Raw genomic sequence first — 4,014 nt, 5'->3', positions numbered from 1 at the left:
ATGATGCTGGAAGCGCAGGCGATCGGCGAAAGCCTCGGCGTGCGTTTTCCGATCGGGGTCGACCGGCGCATCAAGGGCGCCGGCGATGTCGGCGAACACAAGACCTCGATGCTGCAGGATCTGGAGCGCGGCCGGCCGATGGAAATCGACGCGCTGGTGAGCGCGGTGCAGGAACTTGGCCGGCTAACGGACAGACCGACGCCGACCATCGATGCCGTGCTGGCACTGGTGCGCCGACTGGCGGTGGAGCGCGGGTGTTATGGGTGAGGGCGCGGCGGTCTAAACCTTGAAGCGCCTGCTCTGCCTCGGTGGTTCGCAGTGGCGGCTTAGATTGGCGGCATCCGCTGCAAGGGGCTGACGACCACTTTCGCGGGCGACGGGATGGCGTGGGCGCGGCGGCGCAATTCCGGTTCAGTTCCGAAGTGCAAGTGGCCTTTGTGCTGCGTCCACTTAGTCCCGCAGGCCCCGAGTTTATCCATGGAATCGGCTGGACGGCCAGCGGCTCCAGATTTCCGCATGCGGCGAGGTCATTCACGTCATTTAGTGAGGCTTTGCTTTAGTAAGAGGAAGCTAATTAAATAGATTTCCTGTCGTACAGACGCCACAGACTTCATTTTACTGATCAACGTTAGCTTTTTGGTAGTCCTCAAGACTATAAGTGTCTTGCGGGCTAATAATTTTCGTGCTGCCTTCGGCGCATTCGGGGAATCAGGGGAACGAGGCATGGCGGGACGAATTCGCGCGCGCGGCGGGCTTTTGGCCGGAGGGAGCAGGCGCCTTCTGGCGGGCGCTTCCCTGGCCGTTCTGGTTGTTGTCGGACTGGCGCCGCGCCCGGCGATGGCGGGCAACTACGTCGCCAACGACGATGCCTCGCTTCGCGCCGCGATCATTGCCGCGAACGCCGACGCCGACCCCAATGCGACGATCACGCTGACAAGCAGCTTCTCCGTATCTGCATCGAATCTTCCGGCCGCCGCCAAGCCTATCACGATCGACACGCAGAGCTTCACCCTCAAGGGGGTTGATAATTCCGCAGGGGCTGGGGGCCGGATTACGTTTGCGGGACCGGGCAGCATTGAAACTTTGGCCGGCACGTTCTCCGGCGGCAATGCCGGCGCGTCCGTCAACGTCAATGGTGCGATCGGCGTCCTTATAAATACTCAGGCGTCGGTCATCAACAATGGCTCGATCACAGGCGGAACAGGTGGGGGAATAGGAGGCACTGGCGGCGTCGGCGTCGTGGTGCAGAATCAATCGACGCTGATCAACAACGGCACGATCTCGGGCGGAAATGCTGCCGATGGTTCCATAGGAGGTGGCGTCCAAGTCGTAACCCAATCATCCCTGACGAACAACGGCCTCATCCTGGGCGGCGTCGATATCGGCCACCCTACGGGGAACAACACGCTTATAAACCACGGAACGATCCGAGGCAGTTCCAGCGGTCGCGCAGCAATTGTTAGCCGAGGAGGCGTCAATCCGATCGTCAATACCGGGATTCTTGAGGGGGGAGCCGGTGCGGCGGCGGTGACGACCAATGGGGCCACGGTGAACGTGAGCCTCATCAACAGCGGCACGATCCGGGCCGGCGCCGGTCAGGCCAATGCGATCGCCTGGAACGTTACGCCGACGACGGGCTCGATGACACTCGAGCTGCAGGCCGGCTCGGTGATCGAAGGCAATGTCGTCGCGAACGCGACCCAGGCGACCGACACGTTGCGGCTCGGCGGTAATACCGACAGCACGTTCGATATCTCCTCTATTGGTGCGGCGGCGCAATACCGGAACTTCGACACCTTCCAGAAGACCGGCACCAGCACCTGGTCGCTGACCGGCGCCGGCACGGCAACCACCAACTGGGACATCCAGCAAGGCACGCTGCAGCTGGGCAATGGCGGTACCAGCGGCTCGATCATCGGCGACGTCACCGACAATGGCACGCTCGCCTTCAACCGCAGCAATGCGCTGACCTACAATGGGGTCATCAGCGGCACGGGATCGGTGAGCCAGATCGGCACCGGAACGACGATCCTCACCGGCGCAAACGACTATAGCGGCGCCACCACGGTCGATAGCGGCAAGCTTGTCGTCGAGGGATCGCTCGGCAACACTCAGACGACGGTCAACAGCGGCGGCACGCTGGGCGGCTCCGGCTCGATCGGCGGCGCGGTGATCGTCGCCGATGGCGGCGTGCTGGCGCCGGGCTCCAGCCCCGGCACGCTGACGGTCGGGTCGCTTGCCCTGAGCTCCGGCTCGATCCTCGACTACGAGCTCGGCCAGGCCGGCATTGTCGGCGGCGGCGTCAACGACCTGATCGTGGTGACCGGCGCCCTGACGCTGGACGGCAGCCTCGACATCACCGACGTCGGCGGCTTCGGCCCGGGCGTCTACCGGCTGATCAATTATGGCGGCGCGCTCACCGACAATGGTCTCGAATTCGGCAATCTGCCGGTCGGCGTCACGGCGGCCGACCTGACGGTGCAGACCTCCGTCGCCAACCAAGTCAATCTGATCAGCAGCGTCGGCAATAACCTGTTGTTCTGGGACGGCGACGCGGCCGGCAACGCCAACAACGATCTGGTCGACGGCGGCAACGGCACCTGGACGGCGACGAGCCCGAACTGGACGACGAGCACCGGCCTGGTCAACGGAGCCATGAAGCCGCAGCCCGGCTTCGCCGTCTTCCAGACGCTCGGCGGCACCGTCATCGCCGACGACGGCGCTGGCGCGCTGGAGGTTACCGGCATGCAGTTCGCCGCCGATGGCTACCGCATCGAAGGCGACGCCATCACGCTGGCCGGCGCTGGCGGCGAGAGCATCATCCGGGTCGGTGACGGCACGGTGGCCGGAGCAGGCTATACCGCCACCATCGCCTCCGTGCTGACCGGGGCGAGCAGCCTCACCAAGACCGATGCGGGCACGCTGGTGCTTTCGGGCGCAAACACCTACACCGGCGGTACCAACGTCTCCGGCGGCGTGCTTTCGGTTGCGGCCGATAACAATCTCGGCGACGCCGCCGGCGGCCTGACGCTTTCCGGCGGCACGCTGCGCAACACCGCCGCCTTCTCCTCGGCGCGCGACGTCACGCTTTTGGCGGCCGGCGGCACCTTCGACACCGCAGCCAACCTAACCCTTTCCGGCGTGATCTCGGGTGCCGGCAGCCTCGCCAAGACAGGCTCCGGCACGCTAACCCTCACCGGAACGAACAGCTATGGCGGCAACACGCTGGTGGACGCCGGCACGCTGATCGGCAATGCGGCTTCGATCCGTGGCGACATCGGCAATGCCGGCACTGTCGTGTTCGACCAGGCGGCGGATGCCAGCTTTGCCGGCGATATCTCCGGCACCGGCACGATGGTGAAGGACGGCGCCGGCGCGCTGACGCTGACCGGCACCTCGCTGCTCGACTGGACCATCGATCAGGGTGGCCTCGTCTCGGCGGCCGAGCGCTTCGGCGGCGATGTCGCGATCGGCGCGGGGACCTCCTTCACCTTCGATGAGGCGGCCAATGCGAGCTATGCCGGGGTGCTCTCGGGCGCCGGCGCTTTCGTCAAGGACGGACTGGGCACGGTGGTGCTCGCCTCGGGCAACTCAGGCTTCACGGGCGCCACTTCGGTCAGCGGCGGCACGCTTGCCGCGGGCGCGGCCAACGCGTTCAGTTCCTCCTCGCAGTTCTCGGTCGCCTCGGGCGCCACGCTCGATCTTGCTGGCACCTCCCAGACGCTTGCCGGGCTGACCAATGCCGGAACGGTGCGCATCGCCGGCGGCGGTCTCGGCAACACGCTGACCATCAGCGGCGATTATGTCGGCAATGGCGGCACATTCGTCCTCAACACAGCGCTTGGTGGCGACGGCTCGGCGACCGACATGCTGGTGATCGCCGGCGGCTCGTCGGGGACGGGCACGCTCGAGGTCGCCAATTTCGGCGGCGCGGGAGATCAAACGGCCGAAGGCATCAAGATCGTCGACGTCGGCGGCATCTCGAACGGCAGCTTCGCGCTCAAGGGCGACTAC

General features: G+C 65.4%; 2 protein-coding genes. Both read left to right on the top strand.

Annotated elements, in window-relative coordinates:
• Window positions 1–267 (top strand): ketopantoate reductase C-terminal domain-containing protein (locus EN935_RS25450; RefSeq protein ID WP_281040361.1); only part of this gene is annotated, 267 nt, incomplete at its 5' end.
• Between the two features lie 456 nt (window positions 268–723).
• Window positions 724–4,014, top strand: a 3,291-nt coding sequence (locus EN935_RS25445) for an autotransporter-associated beta strand repeat-containing protein (RefSeq protein ID WP_206534565.1), incomplete at its 3' end; no start/stop codon positions are given.

Origin of the sequence: Mesorhizobium sp. M7D.F.Ca.US.004.03.1.1 (assembly GCF_003998635.1) — a bacterium.
In the GTDB taxonomy this organism is placed as follows: domain Bacteria; phylum Pseudomonadota; class Alphaproteobacteria; order Rhizobiales; family Rhizobiaceae; genus Mesorhizobium; species Mesorhizobium loti.
This window is presented reverse-complemented; position numbering and strand designations above follow the sequence as displayed.